This window comes from Streptomyces sp. NPDC059255 (genome assembly GCF_042752355.1).
GTDB lineage: Bacteria > Actinomycetota > Actinomycetes > Streptomycetales > Streptomycetaceae > Streptomyces.
In genome coordinates, this window is record NZ_JBHYZP010000036.1 from 1 (window position 1) to 18,911 (window position 18,911).

Here is an 18,911-nt window from a genome sequence, read left to right on the forward strand (position 1 = left end):
AGGCCATCGAGGCAGCTGGTCTCGACGCGGCCGAGGAGAAGATCTTCGAGATCTGCGACGCCGGCCTGAAAGGGGAGGAGGGCACAGAGATGAGTGCCGCCGCAGCGATCACCAAGATGCCTTACGACTTCTCTCCTGCCCGGATGCGCTGCGTGGAACTCGCCGGACGGCTCCTCGGCGAGGCCCTTGCCGACGCCCACTCCGCGGACAGCTGATCGCCTGTGCCTGGCACTGACGTGGCCCGACAACCGGTCGCGTTCATCCGCATGTGACCGATCGGGTCAGACGTCGAGCCCGGGCCGTAACCAAGAGTGACATCACAACTGGCCGTACGTGGGGATTCCGAACTGGCCGCTGACAGAACGCGACGCGTTCATCTCGCTCGCCCGGCGCATGGCCTGAATGTTTCGCGGTGCGCCGCGGGGGGACAGCAGCGGGGTGTTTCTCGGCGTTGGAGACTGCCGGGAAACACCCCGCATCGACGGACCGAGCAGAAGGACGCACGACTCCATGGGAAACAAGCCGGACGCGGCGAACGAGCGGACCTCGGGGTTACCGGGCTCAGGGGCAGAACGATCCGGCGCGCGGGCGGAGGCGGGGGTGGGGGCGTCCGGCTCTTCCTCCTCGGTGCCCGCTCCCCCGCGCGCCGCGCGCGCGGCCGTGTGCGCCGTGTTCTTCGTCACCGGGGCCGCCTTCGCCACGTGGGCCGCGCGCGTTCCCGCGATCCAGGGCGGGCTCGAACTGTCCGAAGGGCAGCTCGCGGTGGCGCTGGTGGGGCTGAGCAGCGGGGCGTTCCTCGGCCTTCCGCTGGTGGGCGGTCTGGTGGCCCGGTACGGCAGCCGACCGGTGCTGTTCACCGGCATGACGGTCTATCTGGCCGCGCTGGCCGGACTCGCGTTCGCACCCGGCCTGCCGGTGCTGACCGTGGCCCTCGCTCTGTTCGCCTGCGGCAACACCGCCGTCGATGTCGCCATGAACACCCAGGGCGTATTGGTCGAACGCGCTTATGGACGCAACATCCTGGGCGGATTCCACGCCATGTTCAGCCTCGGCGGGATCGCGGGCGCCGTGGCCGGCAGCCTCGCGGCCTCCGCGGACATCGGCACGCGCCCGCACTTCGCGATGACCGCGCTCGTCCTCTGCGTGGTCGTTGCCACCGCTGCGACCGCCCTGCTCCCCGATCCGCCGGGGCAGGTCGAGGACGCCGGTCCCCTCTTCGCCCTGCCGAGCGCCGGGCTGTGGATCCCCGGACTCGTCGCCTTCTGCGTCCTGATGGGAGAGGGCGTCATGAACGACTGGGGCGCGGTCTATCTCCATGACGTGACCGACGCCTCGCCCGGCGCGGCGGGCCTTGGGTTCGCCCTCTTTTCTGCCGGGATGGTCGCCGGGCGCCTCTGCGCCGACCGGATCCGGGCCCGTGCCGACACCGTACGTTTCACTCTCGGCTGCGCCCTCGTCGCCGCGGCCGGGGCGGTGGTCTCGATCTCCGTGCCCACCACCGGTGCCGGTTTCGCCGGTTACACGCTGCTCGGGCTGGGCATGGCGGCGGTGATCCCGGTGGTCTTCAGCCACGCCGCCCGGCTCCGGCCGGAACGCCCCGGTCCGGCGATCGCCGCCGTCTCGGCGATCGGTTACGTCGGGTTCCTGGCCGGGCCGCCCGTCATCGGCGGCCTCGCCGAGGCCGTGGACCTGCGAGCCGCCATGCTCGTCCTGCCCGCACTGATGGGCGCGATGGCCCTGTTCTCCCTCGGCCTGCGCCGCCGCTGACCGCCGGATGCGGCCGACCACCGTATGCCGCTGACGTGGCACCGGCACCGGCTCACGACGGTGCCGATGTGTCCTCCGCGTGTCCGGCCGTGAAGAGGCCAACGGGGTGTTTCCCGGCGGTGTCGGGCGGCCGGTGGTGGGGCGTTCGGCCATGCTGGGCAGGGGGGGCATCCCTTTTGCCGCAAGGAGCACCGTATGCGCACGGACCCGGTCGGACGATTCCTGGCAGCCCTCGGCCCGGAAGAGCGCGAGGTCATCGGCGCCAGGCCGCGCCGGGAGCAGGAGCGCCTTGCGGCGGCCTGGGAGCGGGAGCTGGAGACGGATGATGAACTCGACACCCTCGACGAATTGTCACCGCCGGCGGCGGAGAGTGAAGCGGCCCGCCGGGTTCTGGACCGCGAGACCGGCCGGCAGCCACCGGCCAGTAGTGACTGACGAACGGGCGGAGCCGCCGTCCGGTCCGGGGGGGGGATGAGGGGCACGCGGGTCGTCACTCGTCGAAGGGGGCGGCGCGCAGCAGGTCCTCCACGGTGGGCACCGGGAAGTCGGGGATGTGGCGGCGGCCGACCTCGGCGAAGGGGTGCATCAGTACCGACATGGGCTTGGTGCGGCACAGCGACAGTATGTTGTCGACCGCGTCCTGTTTGAATCCGGCCCTGGGGAATGCGGTGAGTATTTCGTCAAGGAGATCGGACGGGATCCGCTGAATGTCGTTCCCGGCGAAGTCCATTCCGGAGCCGATGGAAATCATGGCGATCTCCGGCCTCTTCCGCGTCGCGATACCGACATTGGTGTGCAGGGCGATCGCATCCCAGACGACCTCGGCCCGTTCGGCCGCCACGCGCTGTTCTTTGAGGAAGCGCTGTGCGGCGTCGGCGCCGTCGACCTCGAAGCGCTCCGTCGGGGTCCGGTACGCCGCGACCAGTCCGAGGTCGTGCAGGGCCGCGGCGACGAACGCGAGTTCACGGTCGTAACGGACGCCCTGTCGGTCGAACAGCAGGGAGCTGAAGAGGTACGTTCGCATGACATGGTTGAAGAGTGTCGCGGAGGACACCGTGCGGGCGAACGCCGCAGTTTCCCGGGCCAGTTGAGTGTCCGGGATACGGACTCCGGCCACGGTCGTGGGCAGTGCGTCCCGCCGCGGCCCCGGAGCCGCGGCGGCGGACGGGGTGGACACCGGGGTGGCGAACGCGGCGGCCACGCCGATCGCGGCGACTCCCGCGCCGCGCTCCAGCGCCGTGCGCCGGGTGATGTTTTTTGCCTCATTACCCTTGTCGGACATGCGAGTTGCTTTCTCTTCGGCGGTTGATGCCGAGAGCCTATGGATGGCGCCGTCCTGGCCGACAGGGGAGAAAGTGCCGAGGAACCCCGGATTCTCGCCAGGGAGTTGGCGTCCGACCGATCGGGTGGATCGCATGGGCGCGTCTTTCCGCCTTTGCCCTGTTGCCGTTCCGGATTCGGATACGGCTCCTGCCCGGTCGGATCGCTGGGGAATTGCCGGGCGTTGGGGGGCGATTCACGGAGGCGTGAGCGGTCCGCCGGCGGCGCGCCAGTCGACGAGGCCGCGGCTCATGTTGACCGCGTCGAAGCCGTTCTCCACCAGCAGGTTCGCCGCGCCGGCGGAGCGGATGCCGCCGGTGCAGAAGGCGATGAGCAGGCGGTCCTCGGGAAGCTCCAGGCAGCGTTCGGGCAGCACTTCGAGCGGCATGTGCACGGCGCCCGGGATGTGCACCCGGTTCCATTCGAACGCGCGGCGGACGTCCACGACGAGCGCGCCGTCCGCGACCAGGCGCATCGCCTCGGCGGCGGTCACGGCCGGCGGGCTGCGCAGGTAGTGGCGGAAGCTCATGCGCCCCGCACCTCCCGTCGCACGCGGGTGGGAACGGGTCGGCATGGACGGACCTGCGGCAGGGACCCCATAACCTTCAGTCTAGCTGAAGGTCAGGGAGTTGCCGCTGCCGTCCGCGCCATGTGGGCCCTCAGCGCCTCGGTCAGCTCGGGGTGCCGCGCCGTGAACTCCTCGTCCAGGCGGGCCACTTCCTCGGCGGCACGGGCCAGCAGCGACTCGCCCTCGGCCGTGACCCGCAGGCTCGACGCGGCCCCGGCGTGGGCCGTCCCGTCGTCGACGAGCCCGGCCGCGACGAACGCCGCCACCGCGGCGTGCGTGCTCTGCACGGTGATGCGCGAGCGCCGGGCGAGTTCGCTGAACGAGATGCCCGGAGTTCCGCGGACATGCCCCAGCAGGCCGTACTTGCGCGTGGTCAGCCCGAGCGGCTTCAGGGCCTCGGCGAACGTGGCCTCCCACACCCGGCTCACGGTCAGCAGCGTCACGGTAGGGCTGAAGGGAGGCGGCTGCGGCATGCAGGCAGATTACCTCCGCGCGGAGTGGCCCAGGTCACCCCCCGCGCACTCCTGTCGTGGTCAGGACAGCGGAACCCGGACGAGGCTGACGTGGCGTGGTGCCGCGCCTCATCCGGGTTTCGGTCCGGTGTGCCGCGTGGAGATCAGTTGTCGTCGTTCACGACGGAGTGACGAGGACCTTCAGGGCCTCACGCCGGTCCATGGCGCGGTAACCGTCGGGGGTCTCCTCCAGGTTGACGGTACGGTCGAAGACGCGGCCGGGCTCCACGGTGCCGTCGAGGACCGCGGGCAGCAGTTCCTCGATGTAGGCGCGTACGGGGGCCGGGCCGCCGTTGAGGGTGATGTTCGGGCCGAAGAGGCTGCCGAACCCCACGGGGGCGTCCTCGTACTGCGGAACGCCGACACGGCTGATGACCCCGCCCGGACGGACGGCGCCGAGGGCCATCTCGTACGCCGGCATGTGCCCGACAGCTTCCAGCACGGCCCGAGTGCCGTGACCGCCGGTCAGGTCGCGGACCTTGGCAATGCCTTCCTCGCCGCGTTCGGCGATGACGTCGGTGGCGCCGAAGAAGCGTCCGAGGTCGGTACGGTCCTTGTGCCGCCCCATGAGGATGACGCGCTCCGCGCCGAGCCGCTTGGCCGACAGGACGGCGAGCAGTCCGACGGCGCCGTCGCCGATGACGGTGACCGAGTCACCGGGGCGTACCCGGGCCATGTGGGCGGCGTGGTAGCCGGTGCCGTAGACGTCGGCGAGCGTGAGCAGGGACGGCAGCAGCGCCTCGTCCACGTCCTTCGGGAGCTTGACGAGGGTGCCCTGCGCCTGGGGGACCCGGACGGCCTCGGCCTGGCCGCCGCCGACCCCTGTGGCGAAGAAGCCGCCGTTCGGGCAGGAGGTGTGCAGGCCCTCCCGGCAGAACTCGCAGGTGTTGTCGGCGTACGCGAACGGCGCCACCACCAGGTCACCGCGGCGCAGACCGGAGACCTCGGACCCGATGTCCTCGACGGTGCCGAGGAACTCGTGGCCCATGGGTACGGGACCGTCGGCGGCCTCCATGGTGTGGTACGGGTGCAGGTCGCTGCCGCACACGCAGGAGCGGACGACGCGCACGATCGCGTCGGTGGGCTGCTCGATGACCGGGTCGGGCGCGTCCTGGACGCGGACGTCTCCCGCTTCGTACATGAAGGTGGCCCTCATGGGGACAGCTCGCTTTCTTCTCGCTGTGGGGGGGTGGGAGGGGTGGGAGGGGTGGGGGTGGCTGCGGTCAGCGGGCGTGGGTGCGCGGGCTCGTGTACTGCTCTTCGGTGACCTTCTCCAGCCAGGTGGTCTCGGGCCGGTCGCCGCCGGGGGCCGGGGCTTCCCACAGCGCCAGGTGCTGCATGAAACGGTCCGCGGTGGCGCCGTGCCAGTGGTCCTCACCGGGCGGGCAGGTGACCGTCTCCCCGGGGTGGGCCTCGAACACGGTGCCGTCACGGGTGCCGATCAGCGCGACACCGGCGACGACATGCAGCGTCTGGCCGACGGCGTGGTGGTGCCAGGCGGTGTGGGCGCCGGGCGCGAAGCGGACCATGTTGGCCCGCATCCGGGACGGCTCGGCGCCGGCGTACAGGACGTCGAACCACACATCCCCGGTGAACCATTCCTCCGGCCCCTTGCCGGTGGGCTGCTGCTTCACGAACTCCATGTCGCGCTGTTCCTCTCGTGCTCCGTGCGGGTACTCCGGGCGGGGGGCGCCGCGTCTTGTACGGGCGCGTGTTCGGCCGGTCGGCGGGGCGGCCGCACCGTCGAATTCCGGGTGTCCTGGCCGCTTCCCTCACCCGACTCTTTCGTTCTGTTCTTTCGTTCTGTTCTTTCGCCCGATTCTTTCGCACCGGGCCTTTCGTTTCTCCTGGCTGCTGTCCAGGCTCGCACCCGGGCGGGTTCATGTGCAGAGGAGAGTTTGCTCCTGGGAGAGAAACATCCTGGGAGGGATTCCTCCCCCTCACGCGAAGACCGCTCGCTGTCACACTGGCGGTATGAGTCCGACACCGCATCTCAACGAACTCGGCGAGTTCCTCAAGGCCCGCCGGGCCGAGCTCACCCCGCGGGCCGTGGGACTGCCCGACAGCCCCGGTCCGCGCCGGGTGGCCGGGTTGCGCAGGGAGGAGGTCGCCCGGGCCGCGGCGATCTCCACGGACTACTACACCCGGCTGGAGCAGGGCCGTATGCCTGCCTCGGCTCCCGTGCTGGAGGCACTGGCCCAGGCGCTGCACCTGGACGCCGATCAGCGCCGCTACCTGTTCGGCCTCGCCGGGAAGGAGACCGCGAAACCCCGCCGCCGCGCGCTGCAGAAAGTCCAGCCGCAATTGCGCCGGGTTCTGGACGATCTCACCACCACCCCGGCCGTCGTGATGGGTCACCGTATGGACGTCATCGCCTGGAACCCGCTCGCGGCGGCGCTGATCACCGATTTCTCCGCCGTCCCGGAGAAGCATCGTAATTACGTACGCATTCTGTTCACCGATCCGGCGATGCGCACGCTGTACGCCGATTGGAAAGCCGTGGGCCGTACGAGCGTCGCGCAATTGCGCATGGCCGCGGCGAAGTATCCGGACGACCCCCGGCTGGCCGCCCTGGTCGGGGAGCTGTCCGTGCGGGACCCGGATTTCCGCCGGTGGTGGGCCGCGCATCACGTGGCCGCCCTGAGTGTCGGCACGAAGGTCCTCCATCACCCGGTCGCCGGTGAACTCTCCCTGGACTGGGACACCCTGAGCGCCAGCACCGACCCCGACCAGCAACTGGTCGTCTGGACCGCCGAGCCCGGCTCCCCCACCCATGACGGGCTGCGCGTCCTCGCCTCCTGGGCCGCCGACCGGCGCCTCGCGGACGCTCCGTCGGAGTGACGCTCCGTCGGAGTGACGGACTCCCGCGCCTCCGGTCGACGTCCGCGGTCAGGGAACGGTCAGTTCGCCGGTGCGCAGAGCCGCGGTGACGCCGCCGTCCATCAGAAGGTCGGCGCCGGTGACGAAGCCGGCCTGGCGGCCCAGGAGGAAGGCGGCGGCCTCGGCGACCTCGTCGGGTGTGCCGAACCGGCCGGCCGCCGACACCTCGCGCACCCGGTCGAACCACGCGCGGCGCGGCCCGGACAGCTCGTCCTGGGCCAGCGGGGTGATGATGACGCCGGGGCTGACCGCGTTGAGGCGGGCGCCGCGCTTCCCCCACGCGGCCGCGGCGGTCAGCACCCGCAGCGAGTTGGCCCGCTTGGACAGCGCGTACGCGTGGACGGTCGAGCCGATCCGGTCGGGCTGGAGGAACGGCAGCGCGAGCAGCCCGGACGTCTCGGTGGTCGCGAGCGCCTCCTCGATCTCGGGTGCGTACGGACTCTCCCGGTGCCCGGCCATGCTGGCGATGACCAGGCCCGCCCCGCCGGGTGCGACGACGCGGGCGAAGGCGTCGAGGACCAGGGCGGTGCCGAGGAGGTCGACGCGCAGGATGCGCTCGACGGGCGCCTGGGTGGGAGAGACACCGGCGGTGTGCACGACCTGGGCGACCGGGCCCAGGGCCGCCGCCGCGTCGGCCAGTGCCTCGACGGCGTCGTGGTCGGAGACGTCGGTGACGCGGGTGGTCACGTCGTATCCCTCGCCGCGCAGCAGGCCGGCGGCGGTCGTGGCCGCCTCGTCGCTGCGGTCGGCGAGCAGCACCGTACGGCCGGCTCCGATACGGCGCGCGATCGCCAGGCCGATGCTGCCGGAGCCGATGACAACGGCTACTTCCTTCACTTCCTCGTCACTTCCTCACTGGTTCCGCCGGGCCGCCCGGCTGGCAGGCAAGCAGGCCGGTCGGCCGGCCGGTCACGGCGTGATCAGGACCTTCAGGGCCTCGCGGTCGTTCATCGCCCGGTAGCCCTCGGCGATGTCCTCCAGGCCGAGGGTGCGGTCGAAGACGCGGCCGGGCCGGATCGCGCCGTCCAGGATGTGCGGCATCAGCTCTTCGATGTAGGCGCGGGCGGGGGCGACGCCACCGGTGAGGGTGATGTTGCGCAGGAAGTCGCCGAAGCCGAACGGGACCTCGGAGAACTGAGGTGCGCCGACCCGGCTGATCGTGCCGCCCGCGCGGACCACGCCGAAGCTCTGCGTGAGCGCGTCCCTGAGGCCCACGCATTCGAGGACCTTGTGCGTGCCCGCACCGCCGGTCAGGTCACGCACCCGGGCGACGCCCTCGTCACCGCGCTCGGCCACCACGTCGGTCGCGCCGAAGTCACGGCCGAGGTCGGTGCGTCGCGAGTGCCGGCCCATCAGGATGATCCGGTCGGCGCCCAGCAGCCTGGCGGAGATCACGGCCGCCAGCCCCACGGCGCCGTCGCCGACGACCGTGACGCTGTCGCCGCGTCCGACCCCGGCGGTACGGGCCGCGTGGTAGCCGGTGCACAGGATGTCGGAAAGGGTCAGCAGGTCCGGCAGCAGGTCGGAGTCCTCCCCGACCGGCAGCCTGACCAGGGTGCCGTCGGCGTACGGGACGCGCGCGGCCTCCCCCTGGCCGCCGTCGACGCCGTTCACGCCCCACTGGCCGCCGTGCGGGCAGGAGGTCTGGAGCCCTTCGCGGCAGTACACGCAGGTGTTGTCGGCGTAGACGAACGGGGCCACGACCACGTCGCCGGGCTGCAGGCGAGTGACCTCGGAGCCCGTCTCCTCGACGACGCCGAGGAACTCGTGCCCCATGTGCCGGGGCCGGTCGGTGGGCGGCAGGGATTTGTACGGCCACAGGTCGCTGCCGCAGATGCAGGACAGCACGATCCGTACGACCGCGTCGGTGGGGTGCTGGATCTTCGGGGCGGCGACGTCCTCGACACGTACGTCGTCGGCCGCGTACAGCAGGGTGGCTCGCACGAGCGGTGCTCCTCGATCTGGGTGAGAAAAGGGGGGAGGGGGGAGAAGGGAAAGGGGGTGGGGGAAGGGGCGGGCCCGGTCGGTGTTCCGTAGGGCTGGGGGCCAGGTCACGGCGGCAGGTCCAGCCTGCCTCCGTACGGCGGCGGCAGGCAGGGCGAGCTGTGCGGGGGTGTGGCCAGCGGGGGTGTGACAGGGCCCCTTACACGGCGCGTTACCTGGCGTGTCTCTGATTTCCGGAAAAACACACCACACCGTCCGGGCCGACATAGTCTGTGCGTCTGCCGGGCTGCCATTGGGGGGTGCCCGGCCCGGAAAATGGGGAATTGATCATGCGCTCCACCCGCACACTCACCGCCGCCGCCCTGGCGGTCGCCGCCGGGGTCGTCCTGCTCCCGGCTCAGGCGCAGGCCGCGACCGGCTCCGTACACCTGTACAAGGTCTATTACGACTCGCCGGGCAAGGACACGCGCTCCAACGCGTCCCTCAACGCCGAGTACGTGCAGATCCGGAACACGACCTCGAAGGCGGTGTCCCTGAAGGGCTGGACGCTCGTGGACGCGTCGAACCACAAGTACGTCTTCGGCACGTACAGCCTCGGCAAGGGGAAGACGGTGACCGTACGCACCGGCAAGGGGAAGGACACGGCGGCCAACCGGTATCAGAACCGTGCGGCCTACGTGTGGAACAACGACAAGGACACCGCGACGCTGAAGAAGGCGAACGGCGGCAAGGTGGACTCCTGTTCGTACAACTCCACCAAGGTCGACTACAAGATGTGCTGAGCCGATGAGTCAGGGGTCCCGTCCGGCCGTCGCGCGGCGGCCGGACGGGACCTCGCGGACGTACGGGACCTCGCGGACGTACGGGACCTCGCGGACGTACGGGAGCCGATACCGCCCTACGGCGGGCCGAAATCGGTGCAGAAATTGCTGTGTACAGCTATGCGCCACACGTAAAGCACGCCGCCACGCGTCGCGCCCGCTGCGGGCGCGCCTCTCGGCAACGCATCGGTTCCTTGCCCGAAATACGGTCGGCACGCGGCGGCCGGCACGCGGCCCATGCCGCGGATCACGGAGATCTCCACCCGGCCGCACCGGAGCGGCCCCCGGGGCTCCGGCAGCCCCCGGGGCCGCGAAAGCCCTCTCGCCAGGGCCCTTGTCAGGGCTCTCATCAGGGGTTTCAGCAGGGTTTCGCCCCGAGCGCCGGGGCCACACATGTCGGGGCGGGGCGGACATGTCGCCTCCGCCCCGCCCCGCCCCCCATTCCCCCTCTTCCCCCGGCTCCGCGCCCCCGTAGCCCCCGTGGTTCTCCATACGTTCATACAGTCGTCCGGCATGACACCGTGCTGCTAAGCGTCAACCTTCTCGCACGCTCCGTCAACAGTGCGTCGCCCCACGTGATCGTTCCTGGTGATCGTCCACGAGGTTCAACCACGGGATTCGTCCACGGGGTTCGTCCACGGCGTTCGTCCACGGCGTTCGTTCCTGTGCTTGTCGCCGTGTCCGTCCTCGGTCACCCGCCCGTGGCCGATCGCCCCCGGGTGATCGCCGACTCCACCGCGCCCAACCGGTCCGCGAGCACCCCCAGCGCCGCCACCGCGCGCGTCAGCGGGTCGTCCGCCGGGCCGCCGAGCGCCGCCGACCGTACGTACGCCGCTTTGACCGCCGCCCACCGGGCCGCCTGCTCCGGGTCCAGCGTCCCGCGCAGCTCGGCGAGTTTGAGGAGGTTCGCCTCCGCGCCCGCCGTCAGGGTCTGGGCCTCGCCCGCGTAGTGGTCGGCGACGACCGCCGCCGCCTCGGCGTCGTTCATCACCGCGTCCAGCCGGGCCACGATCTTGTTCATGTTCCGGTACGAGCCCTGCAGCAGGAACGGCGGCTCCGTACGGGACGCCTCCGCCTGCGCCGCCGACGCGATGTACGCCTCGTTGACCGCGAGAACCGTCGCGCGCGCCGTCAGCACATGCCGCAGCACGGCGAGGATCCGCTCCGACTCGGCCGGTGCGTACGGGTGGCTCAGCCGGTCCGCGCGTGCCGTCGGGTCGCCCGCCGCCAGCCGTACGAAGAGATCGAGATCGGCGCGGTCCCGGGCGGCGAGCGGGGCCAGCACCGGATGGGAGGTGAGGGCGTTCTCCACGAAGCTCAGCGCGAAGACGTCCTCCTTGCCCGTCAGCACCTCGCCCAGATTCCAGACGTCCGCGCGGTTCGCGAGCATGTCGGGGATCCGGAAACGACGCCCCGACTCGGTGTACGGATTGCCCGCCATGCACACCGCGAACCGCTTCCCCCGCAGGTCATAGCTGCGCGCCCGCCCGTTGCCGACGCCTTCGATCCGGCGCTGCGCGTCGCACAGCGGGATGAACTGCTGAAGGAGTTCGGCCGAGGTGTGCTGGATGTCGTCGAGGTGGAGGAGGGTGTTGTTGCCGCTCTCCAGCGCGAAGTTGATCTTCTCGACCTCCTGGCGCGCGGTCGCGTTCGGCGCCTGCTCCGGGTCGAGCGAGGTGACGCCGTGGCCCAGCGCCGGGCCGTTGATCTTCACCAGGACCAGGCCGAGGCGGTCCGCGACGTACTCCATCAGCGTCGTTTTGCCGTATCCCGGCGGGGAGACGAGCAGCAGCAGCCCGTGGGAGTCGGTGCGCCGGGTCTCGCCCGCCGTGCCGAGCTGCTTGGCGAGGTTGTCCCCGATGAGCGGCAGATAGACCTCGTCGATGAGCCGGTTGCGTACGAAGGAGGACATGACGCGCGGACGGTGGTCGTCCAGCCGCAGCCGGGCCCGCTCGGCGGCGACGAGAGCGCCGCGCCGGCGCTGGTACTCCCGGAAGCCGGGGGCGACGTGCTCGCGGAAGTCGGCCGTACGGGTGAGGAGTTCGTCGATCCGGACCGTCAGCCGGCGGCGCTCGATCCTCGGGTGGGAGCCGAGCAGTCCGTCCACGGTCACGCTGAGCGGCGCCGCCGAGTCGTGGCGGACCAGGCCGGGGCAGAGCTCCACCGCGACGGCCTCCGCCAGGTCGCCCTGGAGTCCGGCGCCCTGACCTGCCGGGGAGGCTGCCGGAGAAGCCGCTGCCGCCGAGGCCGTTGCCTCGGGATCCGTTGCCGCCGGGGCGTTCGACAGGACGTACGCCGACAGCCAGTTCTCTACAATCTGGCGCTTCGTGTCAAGGTCGTCGCCGAGCCCGGCCAGATCGTCGTCGTACGCCGAGGTGCCCACCGCGCGGCGGAACGTGTCCAGCAGCGTCCGGGCCCCCGCGCCGGTGACGAAGCCCTCCGGGCCGCTGGTCAGCTCCTCGAACAGGTAGGCGGCACTCTGCGCGCCACCGCCGTACGGGGCCATCACCCCGGCCAGTTCGGCCTGGAGCGCCGCGATCGCGGGCGCGAGGCCGAACGTCTCCCGGGCGCGCGCCATCGACACCGCGCGCCGCGTCCACGCTTCCCGCGCCTCGTCCGTCGTGCCGTGCGCCCAGAAGAGCTGCGCGGCGGCGCGGGCCCCGGGCGGGAAGCGCAGCAGTCCGGCCCCGGCGTGCAGCCGCAGCAGCGCGCCGAGGATCAGGGTGGCGTCGTGGTCGTGGACGCCCCGCTCGTACCCCTCGTCGTACGCCGACTCCGCCGACCGCCGTACGAAGTCGCCCAGTTCACCGAGTCCGCCCGGGGCGCCCGGCTCCCCCGGCTCGGGCAGGCCGTCCGGGCCGTGCTCGGCCAGCAGCCGGGCCGCCAGGTACTCCGCCCGGTAGACGTCCGCCGACTCCGAGGGCAGGGTCTGCGTCCAGTACGCGCGGGTCGCCGCGAACTCCGGGTCCGTGACGGGCGCGCGGTAGTCGGTGCCGGTGAGGGCGAAGGCCAGCCCGCCCCCGGCCGGTCCGCCGGAGCCCTTGGAGCCCTCCGCGCCCTCGGATCCCTCGGATCCCTCCGTACCGTCCGGTACGAGGGTCAGCTCCAGCGGCTGGGTGTTCACCGCGAAACGGTGCCGGCCCAGGCGGATCAGGGCGCCGCCGTCCGCGTACAGATCGGCCCGGTCGCGCAGGGCGCGCGCCGCCTCCTGCCGCGCGGCCTTGAGCCGCCCCTCCAGCTCTCCCGCCCAGACGCTGTCGCCGAGTCCGTGCAGCTCCGCCACCGTACGGCGGACCTTCTCGGCCATCGGGTCGGAGGCGAAGTACGTGCTGATCGCGTCCGCCGAACCGAGGGTGGCCGCCCGGCGGGCGATGGTCTCCAGCACCCGGGCCGCCGACCCGGCCAGCCGCTCGGCCCGCCGGGCCCGCGCGTCCTGGAGGCTCTGCTTGCGGCCGGCGAAGGCGTCGTGGACCTCGGTGCGCTTGCCGGCCAGCTCGGCGAGGAAGTCGTCGGACTCCGCGAACCGCGCCTCCAGGTCCTCCAGCCGCAGCAGCAGCGCCGCCATCTGCTCGTCGCAGGCCTCCGGGGTGTCCGCCACCGCCATCGCGCCCGCGACCGCCTGCCCCAACAGGGCGGTCTCGGCCGCGAATTCGGCCCGGCCCTCGTGGTCCAGCAGCTCCCGGCGGCGCGCTTCGAGGGTGGCGCGGACGGCGTTGACGCCCGCCAGGACCTCGGCGATCCGCTCCAGGATGGACGTACGGACGGTGGTGTCGCCGATGTCGAGCCCCGCCACCACCTCCGTGACGGTCCGCAGCCCGGCCGCGAGTTCGTCCAGGCGCGCGGTGACGGGCGCCGCCTCGGCGACGGTGGCGAGGGCGTCGCCCTCGGCGGTCAGCGCCACAGCTCCGATGGCCTCGTGGTACCAGGCGAAGGCGTCCGCGCCCCGCAGGAATCCCACCGCGCGCTGCGCGAACGACGTGAGGTCGCCCGTCAGCTCCGCCGCGAGCGCGTCGACGGCCCCGGTGTCCGTGTACCGCCGCTCCTTGAGGGTGAGCAAGTGGCCGTGCGCCCGCCGGAGTTCGGTGAGCCGCTCCACCCACCCGGCGGCCGTGCGCGGCGCCTCGCCGCGCGCCCGCCGTACCAGCGCCGCGATCCCGGCGGCGGACTCCGCGAACGCCTCGGCCGCCTGTCGCGTCAGCGCCGTCACGGTCTCGAACTCGGCCAGCACCTGCCCGGCCGTGGCCCGCACCCCGGCCAGCGGCTCGCGCGGATCGCCCACGTCCGGGTCGCCCAGCCAGTGGTACGTGTCGGTCACCCGCACACAGGCGGCGAGCAGCGCCTCGTACGCCTCCGTGGTCGGGGCGGGGCTCTCGGTGACGGAGCGGGCCAGCGAGAGACAGTCGGAGATGCCGCGCACCAGTTCGGCGTTGCCGATGCGCGCCAGCGGCCCGTCCCCGGCGGGGGTCGCGGCGGCGTACGTGTCGGAGACGAACGGCGAGCGCCACAGCTGGGCCGGATGGACCCGGGCGGGCTCCTCCGTCTCCCCCGCCGTCGCCGGGGCGGAGCGGAGGGCGACGAGCGTGCCGTCCTCGAAGAGCGCGTGCCCCCGGCAGAGGAGCGGCGCGGCGGCCTCCTCGCGGATCAGGTTGTACGGGAGGAGCAGCCCCCGGCCCCGGACCCGGTCGTGGAACGCGTACAGCACGTCCTCGCCGTTCGGAGAGCGCAGCTCGCGCTCGAACTCCAGCCCCTCCGTGTCGAGTTCGAAGGTCTTGTGGGCGCCGGTGGCGAGCACCCGGCCGCCGGGGAAGATGATCCCCTGGTCCTCGGGGAGCCGCCGGCACGCCTGCCCGACCCCGTCGAGCCGCAGTACCGTGCGCGTCGCGGTGTGGACGACGAGATGGCGCCGGGTCTCCTCCTTGTACGGGCGGACGCGCAGCAGCGTCAGCGCCCCGACCGTCGCGTAATCGATCTCGGCGTCGGCCAGGGACTGGAGGGGTTCGGTGACCGGCTCGGTGTACAGGGGTGCCGCGTCCGGCCCGCCGTCGTCCCCGCCCCTGACGGTGAGGACACCGCCGACGGTCGAGACATGGAGCCGGTCGCCGTCGACGGAGACGTACGGGTGGCGTCCCGGGACCTGGTCCTCGCGGGTCGTGGGCGTCCACGTGAAGTCGTGGGCGGGCGCCGGCACATGGTCGCGCTCGCCGCGCGCGTCCAGGAATTCGACGGCGGTGCCGTCGCCTTCGGCGGAGAGCGCCCAGCGCAGCACGCGGACGTCGTCGGCGCTCTCGCCGGTCTGAAAGACGGCGAGCAGCCTGCCGTCGGCGATCCGCAGCCGGCGCAGCCGCGCGTCGCGGAAGTAGCGGTACAGCTCCGCGAACTCCTTGACGAAGCGCGGATCGTCGAGCAGCCCCGGCACGGCGTCCTGCGGAAGCGGGATCAGCTCGCGGTCGTACAGTGCGAGGACGTCCCCGACCTCGACCACCGCCCCGGCTCCGCCGCCCGGCCGCCCGTGGTGGCCGAGGAGCAGCGCCCCGCCGACGGCGACGATGTCGCGGGGCACGCTCGGCCGCTCGGTGCGCAGGTGCGCGGTGCCGGTGAGGGCCAGCTCGGTGGCGCCGAAGGCCGCGACGCGGCGGGAGTTCAGCTCCCCGGCCCGGCGGGCCAGCTCCCGGGCCTGCGCACCGAGCCGGTCGCGCAGCACCTCGTACGTACCGGGGTCCACGGCGCCGTGCGTACCGGGGTTCCCGGCGCCATGCGCAGCGGGAGTACCGGGGCCCGTGGCCCCGCGCGGGCCGGAGTCCCCCGCTCCGTACGCGCGGACGCCCGCCGCATCCGTCCCGGCGCCCGCCCTGTCCGTAACGGCGCCCGCCGCATCCGTACCGGCGCCCGCCGTCCCCGCGCCGTTCCTGGCCTCTCCGGCCCCGGTCTCCATCGGACTGTTCACTTCCCCGCACCGCCTCGGACTGCTTCCGTACGCGCGCCGCATCCGTACGCGTACGCGCGCTGCTCATGACCTGCGCTGCTCATGGGCGCGCGCTGTTGACGTACGCGCGCCGCTCATCGGCGCGCGTCGTGGCGCGCGGACCCGGAACCGCCGACCCCCGTGCGGCAGCTCCGGACCCGCGCGTCCCTGAGACCGGAGTCTCAGGCCGGGACCGCGCCGTTCCGGGCATCGTTCCGGACACCGTTCGGTGCTCCGGCCGGTGCTCCGTTCAGCGCGGCGAGCGGGGTGTCGGCGAGGCCCATCCGCTGGACCTGCTCCAGCAGCCGACCGAGCTGTCCGGTCGCCGCGGCGTCGCCGCCACCGGAGTTCATCAGCTTCATCAGCAGCGCCGACACCGTCAGGTTCTGTACGTCGGCCGTCGAGACCAAGCCGAGGATCCGCGTCAGGTCCTCCGGGAAGCTGGCCGTACCGTCCAGCCACGGCTTCCCGAGCGTCCGCGCCGTCTCCGAGTGCTGGACGAAGCCGTCCACACTCTTGCCGAGCGAGATCGACGACACGAGCCGGTCGAAGAAGACGGAGTCGCCGCCGACGATGCTGATGTCGGAGTTCTCCAGACCGGTGGCGAGGATCGTGGCCTGCGCCTCCGCGACCTGCCGCTGCGCGTCCAGACCCGCGAGCCGGATCTCCTTGTCGGCGGCGAGCCGCAGCCGGTACTCCTCGTGCGTACGGGACGCGTCGTCCAGCGCGGCCATCGCCGCGGCCTTCTCGGTGAGCCCGGCCGCCTCCGCCTTCAGCTTCTCGCCGATCATCGCGGCGTCCGCCGTGGCCTGGGCCTGCGTGCCCTCGGCCGCCGCGAGGGCCTTCAGCCTGGCGCCCTCCGCCTCGGCGCGCAGCCGTGCCTCGGCCGCGCCGGCCTCCGCGAGGCCCGCCTTCTCGATGACGTCCGCCTCCTTGTCGCGGACCTGCACCGCCGCGAGTCCGGGCGCCGCCGTCTCGGCCTGGATGCCCTCCGCGAGCCGCAGCTTGGCCTGCGAGTCGAGGTCGGCGGCCTTCAGCCGCGCCTCGGCGAGCGTGAGCTGCTCGGCCGCGTGGTGGCGGGCGGCGACCTCGGCGGCCTCGGCCGCCTTGATGTCCTTGACCAGCTTCTCCTGGGCCTCCGCCTCGGCGGCGATGATCACCGACTGGCGGGTGCGCTCGGCCTCTTCGACGATCCGGAGCTTCTTGATCGACTCCTCCTGCTCGGCGACCGTACGGTCCACGGCGATCCGCTCGCGGATGACATCGGCCACCTCGCGGCGCTCCGCCTCGACCTCCTTGTCCTTGGAGATACGGCTCAGCTCCGTCTCGCGCTCACGCCCGATGACTTCCAGGACACGGTCCTTCTCGATGCGCTCGTTCTCGACGGCGATGACCCGCTCGCGGTTCTTCTGCGCCACGGCGATCTCGCGCGCCTGGTTCTCGCGCTGCACGCCGAGCTGCTCCTCCGTGCGGAGGAACGCGGTCTGCGCGCCGAGCCGCTCCTCCTCCTGCACCTTGGCCGTCGCGGCCTCCTCGCGGGCGCGCAGGGTCTCCACCTCGCGGTGCTGCTTGATCTCGGCCTCGGCCTGCCGGCGCTCCAGCTCCAGGATGGTCTCGCGGGCGTCGACGTTCTGCCGGGTGATCTCCTTCTGCTCCGTACGCTGGAACTCGTTGGTGCGTACGTGCTCGACGGCGGTCAGCTCGGTGATCTTGCGGATGCCCTGGGCGTCGAGGATGTTGGCGCCGTCCAGCTGCGACATCGGGGTCTGCTCAAGGAAGTCGATGGCGGCGTCGTCGAGGTGGTAGCCGTTGAGGTCGGTGCCGATGACGCGGATGATCCGGTCCCGGAACTCCTCGCGCTTCGTGTAGAGGTCGACGAAGTCGAGCTGCTTGCCGACCGTCTTCAGCGCCTCGGAGAACTTCGCTGCGAAGAACTCCTGGATGGCGACCTTGTCGCTGGCCCGTTCCGTGCCGATCGCCTGGGCGACCTTGATGACGTCCTCGACGGTCTTGTTGACGCGGACGAAGAACGAGATGTGGATGTCGGCACGGATGTTGTCCTGGCAGATCAGGCCCTCGCGGCCGGTTCTGCGGATCTCGATGATCTTCACCGAGATGTCCATGTACTCGGCCTTGTGCAGCACCGGCAGGACGACGGCGCCGGTGAAGGTCACGTCGACCTTCTTGGTCTTGGAGATGATCAGCGCGCGGCCCTGCTCCACCTTGCGGAACAGCCGGCTGATCACCAGGAACAGCGCGATGGCGATGAGCAGGACGACGGCGACGAGCACGCCGAGGCCCAAGGAGATGGCATCCATGAGGAGTCCTTGAGAACGTGAGAAAGAGAAGCGAGCGTGAGCAAGTCGGCGGGGCCGGGGCGCCGGGCACCGGGCGGGCACCGGGCGGGGCACGGTCCCGGGTAGCAGGCAGCGGGCATCAGGCATCAGGCAGCGATGCACCGGCCGCCGGGCGACAGGACTGGAAGGCTGAGGAGTGGTCAGGCGGCGGAGCGCGGGTCGAGCGCCGGGTCGTACGGAGCGACCCAGAAGAACTCGCCCTCGGCGTCGAACGCGTACAGCAGCCCGGTCGACCCGGCGCCGAGCGCCCCGGCCTCGCCCGGGCCGGCCGGGCCCGCGTCGGGACACCTGACCTGGACGAGCGCGGTCGAGCCGTCGGCCGCCGCGACCTCGGCCTGACCGAAGTCGGCCGAGACGGAGCCGGTACGGATCGTGCAGGTCAGCCCGATGAAGTCCAGCCGGGACGGCGGCGCCTGTTCAGGCACGAGGTCGCGCAGCCGGCGTACGAGCAGCCGCGTCACACCCCAGGCGATCAGCGCGGCCCCGACGAGCACGGCACCCGACCAGAGCGTACGGGCGCCCCCCGGCTCCACGGAGCGGCGCACCAGCACCGACCCGGCGAGGCTCGCGAACCAGGCCGTGGCGATCAGCACCGACGCGGGCACGGTGACCGGGACTCCCCCGGTCAGAGGCGAGGAGAAGGCATCGTGTTCGGCGGCGCCGACGACGACCAGCAGCCAGAAGCCGATGACGACGAGGAGCGCCGCGCCGAAGAGCACGGCGGGGAACCCGAGAGCGGCGTCGAAGAACTCACTCATCGTCCACACCCCCCGGTGTCCG

14 protein-coding genes and 1 pseudogene are annotated in these 18,911 nt (G+C 72.0%); 5 read left to right on the forward strand and 10 right to left on the reverse strand.

Annotation, left to right across the window (positions count from 1 at the left end; all coding sequences use genetic code 11):
* From ACFXKG_RS32055 to ACFXKG_RS32065, 3 genes and pseudogenes are all read left to right on the forward strand, one after another.
* Positions 1 to 215: pseudogene (locus tag ACFXKG_RS32055) on the forward strand (MerR family transcriptional regulator); the annotation flags it as partial.
* A gap of 295 nt (positions 216 to 510) precedes the next feature.
* Positions 511 to 1,767 carry an MFS transporter gene (locus ACFXKG_RS32060; protein WP_384846501.1) on the forward strand — a complete coding sequence of 419 codons (1,257 nt, stop codon included), beginning with the start codon at positions 511 to 513 and terminating at the stop codon, positions 1,765 to 1,767.
* Positions 1,768 to 1,962: 195 nt separating this feature from the next.
* Complete coding sequence (locus ACFXKG_RS32065) at positions 1,963 to 2,202, forward strand: hypothetical protein (RefSeq protein WP_382894875.1); 240 nt, start codon at positions 1,963 to 1,965, stop codon at positions 2,200 to 2,202.
* Positions 2,203 to 2,257: 55 nt separating this feature from the next.
* Here the strand turns inward: ACFXKG_RS32065 and ACFXKG_RS32070 are convergent, their stop codons facing one another.
* The 5 genes from ACFXKG_RS32070 to ACFXKG_RS32090 all read right to left on the reverse strand — a co-directional run bounded on the left by ACFXKG_RS32070 (position 2,258) and on the right by ACFXKG_RS32090 (position 5,810).
* Positions 2,258 to 3,049 carry an HD domain-containing protein gene (locus ACFXKG_RS32070; RefSeq protein ID WP_384846504.1) on the reverse strand — a complete coding sequence of 264 codons (792 nt, stop codon included), beginning with the start codon at positions 3,047 to 3,049 and terminating at the stop codon, positions 2,258 to 2,260.
* 234 nt (positions 3,050 to 3,283) lie between these two features.
* Positions 3,284 to 3,616, reverse strand: coding sequence for a rhodanese-like domain-containing protein (locus ACFXKG_RS32075; RefSeq protein WP_384846506.1), 333 nt, complete (start codon positions 3,614 to 3,616; stop codon positions 3,284 to 3,286).
* A 92-nt stretch (positions 3,617 to 3,708) separates the two neighbouring features.
* Positions 3,709 to 4,128, reverse strand: coding sequence for a MarR family transcriptional regulator (locus ACFXKG_RS32080; RefSeq protein WP_384846508.1), 420 nt, complete (start codon positions 4,126 to 4,128; stop codon positions 3,709 to 3,711).
* A 157-nt stretch (positions 4,129 to 4,285) separates the two neighbouring features.
* The gene (locus tag ACFXKG_RS32085; RefSeq protein ID WP_384846510.1) at positions 4,286 to 5,323 is read right to left on the reverse strand and encodes a zinc-dependent alcohol dehydrogenase family protein; all 1,038 of its coding nucleotides are present in this window, start codon (positions 5,321 to 5,323) and stop codon (positions 4,286 to 4,288) included.
* Between the two features lie 67 nt (positions 5,324 to 5,390).
* Positions 5,391 to 5,810, reverse strand: a complete 420-nt coding sequence (locus ACFXKG_RS32090) for a cupin domain-containing protein (RefSeq protein WP_384846512.1) — start codon at positions 5,808 to 5,810, stop codon at positions 5,391 to 5,393.
* 331 nt (positions 5,811 to 6,141) lie between these two features.
* Between ACFXKG_RS32090 and ACFXKG_RS32095 the strand changes: the two genes are divergently transcribed.
* On the forward strand, positions 6,142 to 7,008 hold the full coding sequence (locus tag ACFXKG_RS32095; RefSeq protein WP_384846514.1) for a helix-turn-helix domain-containing protein: 867 nt from the start codon (positions 6,142 to 6,144) through the stop codon (positions 7,006 to 7,008).
* 48 nt (positions 7,009 to 7,056) lie between these two features.
* Here the strand turns inward: ACFXKG_RS32095 and ACFXKG_RS32100 are convergent, their stop codons facing one another.
* Positions 7,057 to 7,884 (reverse strand): SDR family oxidoreductase, encoded by an 828-nt coding sequence (locus tag ACFXKG_RS32100; protein ID WP_384846516.1) that lies wholly within the window; start codon positions 7,882 to 7,884, stop codon positions 7,057 to 7,059.
* Positions 7,885 to 7,956: 72 nt separating this feature from the next.
* Entirely contained in the window at positions 7,957 to 8,991 is a 1,035-nt protein-coding gene (locus tag ACFXKG_RS32105; RefSeq protein ID WP_384846518.1) for a zinc-binding dehydrogenase, read from the reverse strand.
* A gap of 329 nt (positions 8,992 to 9,320) precedes the next feature.
* On the opposite strand from ACFXKG_RS32105, the gene ACFXKG_RS32110 reads away from it, so the two are divergent.
* Positions 9,321 to 9,773 carry a lamin tail domain-containing protein gene (locus ACFXKG_RS32110; protein ID WP_382894857.1) on the forward strand — a complete coding sequence of 151 codons (453 nt, stop codon included), beginning with the start codon at positions 9,321 to 9,323 and terminating at the stop codon, positions 9,771 to 9,773.
* A gap of 730 nt (positions 9,774 to 10,503) precedes the next feature.
* Here the strand turns inward: ACFXKG_RS32110 and ACFXKG_RS32115 are convergent.
* From ACFXKG_RS32115 to ACFXKG_RS32125, 3 genes are all read right to left on the reverse strand, one after another.
* Entirely contained in the window at positions 10,504 to 15,756 is a 5,253-nt protein-coding gene (locus tag ACFXKG_RS32115) for a DNA repair ATPase (RefSeq protein WP_384846520.1), read from the reverse strand.
* A gap of 200 nt (positions 15,757 to 15,956) precedes the next feature.
* Positions 15,957 to 18,092, reverse strand: coding sequence for a flotillin family protein (locus tag ACFXKG_RS32120; RefSeq protein WP_384846522.1), 2,136 nt, complete (start codon positions 18,090 to 18,092; stop codon positions 15,957 to 15,959).
* A 179-nt stretch (positions 18,093 to 18,271) separates the two neighbouring features.
* On the reverse strand, positions 18,272 to 18,889 hold the full coding sequence (locus ACFXKG_RS32125; RefSeq protein WP_384846524.1) for a hypothetical protein: 618 nt from the start codon (positions 18,887 to 18,889) through the stop codon (positions 18,272 to 18,274).
* Between the last annotated feature and the right edge of the window lie 22 nt (positions 18,890 to 18,911).

Excerpts from the sequence above, each read along its gene's own strand:
- ACFXKG_RS32090 (WP_384846512.1), bottom strand. The coding sequence starts at position 5,810 with ATGGAGTTCGTGAAGCAGCAGCCCACCGGCAAGGGGCCGGAGGAATGG.
- ACFXKG_RS32120 (WP_384846522.1), bottom strand. The coding sequence starts at position 18,092 with ATGGATGCCATCTCCTTGGGCCTCGGCGTGCTCGTCGCCGTCGTCCTG.
- ACFXKG_RS32075 (WP_384846506.1), bottom strand. The coding sequence starts at position 3,616 with ATGAGCTTCCGCCACTACCTGCGCAGCCCGCCGGCCGTGACCGCCGCC.
- ACFXKG_RS32125 (WP_384846524.1), bottom strand. The coding sequence starts at position 18,889 with ATGAGTGAGTTCTTCGACGCCGCTCTCGGGTTCCCCGCCGTGCTCTTC.
- ACFXKG_RS32065 (WP_382894875.1), top strand. The coding sequence starts at position 1,963 with ATGCGCACGGACCCGGTCGGACGATTCCTGGCAGCCCTCGGCCCGGAA.
- ACFXKG_RS32095 (WP_384846514.1), top strand. The coding sequence starts at position 6,142 with ATGAGTCCGACACCGCATCTCAACGAACTCGGCGAGTTCCTCAAGGCC.
- ACFXKG_RS32080 (WP_384846508.1), bottom strand. The coding sequence starts at position 4,128 with ATGCCGCAGCCGCCTCCCTTCAGCCCTACCGTGACGCTGCTGACCGTG.
- ACFXKG_RS32110 (WP_382894857.1), top strand. The coding sequence starts at position 9,321 with ATGCGCTCCACCCGCACACTCACCGCCGCCGCCCTGGCGGTCGCCGCC.
- ACFXKG_RS32060 (WP_384846501.1), top strand. The coding sequence starts at position 511 with ATGGGAAACAAGCCGGACGCGGCGAACGAGCGGACCTCGGGGTTACCG.
- ACFXKG_RS32085 (WP_384846510.1), bottom strand. The coding sequence starts at position 5,323 with ATGAGGGCCACCTTCATGTACGAAGCGGGAGACGTCCGCGTCCAGGAC.
- ACFXKG_RS32070 (WP_384846504.1), bottom strand. The coding sequence starts at position 3,049 with ATGTCCGACAAGGGTAATGAGGCAAAAAACATCACCCGGCGCACGGCG.